The sequence below is a fragment of the Pseudomonas sp. EGD-AK9 genome (assembly GCF_000465935.2).
GTDB lineage: Bacteria > Pseudomonadota > Gammaproteobacteria > Pseudomonadales > Pseudomonadaceae > Aquipseudomonas.
Genome location: NZ_AVOF01000512.1, coordinates 1 through 1,636, shown reverse-complemented (window position 1 = coordinate 1,636; position 1,636 = coordinate 1). Strand labels below are relative to the sequence as shown.

The following is a 1,636-nucleotide window of genomic DNA, read 5'->3' as shown; positions in this document are numbered from 1 at the left end:
GCGAAGCCGGGCTGACCGGCGATCACGGCCGCCCGGGGCCGCGCAACGCGCGCCAGGTGACGCTGATCCAGTGGGAACACCTGGCGGTGATCGCCGCCCTGCTCGGCCACCAGGCGCCGCTGCCGCCCAGCGAGCTGCGGCGCAATATCGCCGTCGCCGGCATCAACCTGTTCAGCCTCAAGGGCCGACGCTTTCGCATCGGCCAGGCGCTGCTGGAAACCACCGGCTGGTGCCAACCCTGCGCCAGGCTGGAGCAGCGCCTCGGCCGCGGCACCTTCCAGGCCATGCGCGGCCACGGCGGCATTACCGCGCGGGTGCTGGAAGGCGGCATCATCCGCCTGGACGATAGCGTGCAGGTGCTTGACCAGCCGGACAACGAGGCTCGCCAAGCCTGGCGGGCAAGCCTAGAATAGCCGCATTCGAGCAGAGGCCTCCCGATGACCAGCCGCCTGAGCCCCGACGACCAGCAAAAGGTCGATCACTACCTGAGTGCGCCGCAACACCAGGTCGAGCGCCAGCCCTTCCGGGTCTGGCGCCTGCTGGCCATCATCCTCTGCGTGGTCGTCGGCCTCGGCCTGCTGAGCCGCTTCCTGAGTCGGTTGGTGCTATGAGCTGCCTCGCGCTCGCCCGATCGGACTCGCACCGTCTTTTTCAAAGCCTTGTGAGCATCATCCATGTCCCATCGCATCGTGATTGTCGGCGGCGGCGCCGGCGGTTTGGAGCTGGCCACCCGTCTGGGTAGAAAACTCGGCAAGAGCGGCGCGGCCCGCATCGTTCTGGTCGACGCCAATCTCACCCATATCTGGAAGCCCCTGCTGCACGAAGTGGCCGCCGGTTCGCTGAATTCCTCGGAAGACGAACTGAACTACGTGGCCCAGGCCAAGTGGAACAGTTTCGAGTTCCAGCTCGGCCGCATGAGCGGCCTGAATCGGGCTGCCAAGACCATCACCCTGGCACCGACCCTGGACGACGACGGCCAGGTGCTGATGCCCGAGCGGCAGATCGCCTACGACAGCCTGGTGCTCGCCGTCGGCAGCACCACCAACGACTTCGGCACCCCCGGCGCGGCCGAGCACTGCCTGTTCCTCGACACCCGCGAGCAGGCCGAACGCTTCCACCGACGCATGCTCAGCCACTACCTGCGCGCCCACGCCAACGAAGGCGAGGACGGTGCACAGATCAACATCGCCATAGTCGGCGCCGGCGCCACCGGCGTCGAACTGGCGGCCGAGCTGCACCATGCGGCGCAGCAGCTGGCGGCCTATGGGCTCAACCGCATCCGCCCGGAAAACATGCGCATCACCCTGATCGAGGCCGGCCCGCGGGTGCTGCCGGCACTGCCCGAGCGCATCGCCCGGCCGGTGCACCAGACCCTGGAAAAGCTCGGCGTCACCGTGCTCACCGGCGCCGCCGTCAGCGAGGTGCGCGCCGAGGGGCTGCAGACCGCCGACGGCAATTTCATCCCGGCCAGCCTCAAGGTCTGGGCCGCCGGCATCCGCGCCCCGGGCTTCCTCAAGGAGCTCGACGGCCTGAAGAGCAACCGCATCAACCAGCTGCAGGTGCGCCCGACCCTGCAGACCACCCTGGACGACGACGTGTTCGCCTTCGGCGACTGCGCCGCCTGCCCGCAGCCGGG

The 1,636-nt window shown here is 68.7% G+C and carries 3 protein-coding genes; all 3 read left to right on the top strand.

Annotated features, from left to right (window positions below; all coding sequences use genetic code 11):
- Positions 1 to 413, top strand: a 413-nt coding sequence (locus N878_RS19765) for an MOSC domain-containing protein (protein WP_021445287.1), incomplete at its 5' end; no start/stop codon positions are given.
- 24 nt (positions 414 to 437) lie between these two features.
- Positions 438 to 611, top strand: a complete 174-nt coding sequence (locus N878_RS19760) for a DUF3094 domain-containing protein (protein ID WP_021445286.1) — start codon at positions 438 to 440, stop codon at positions 609 to 611.
- 63 nt (positions 612 to 674) lie between these two features.
- Positions 675 to 1,636 (top strand): NAD(P)/FAD-dependent oxidoreductase (locus tag N878_RS19755; RefSeq protein ID WP_021445285.1); only part of this gene is annotated, 962 nt, incomplete at its 3' end.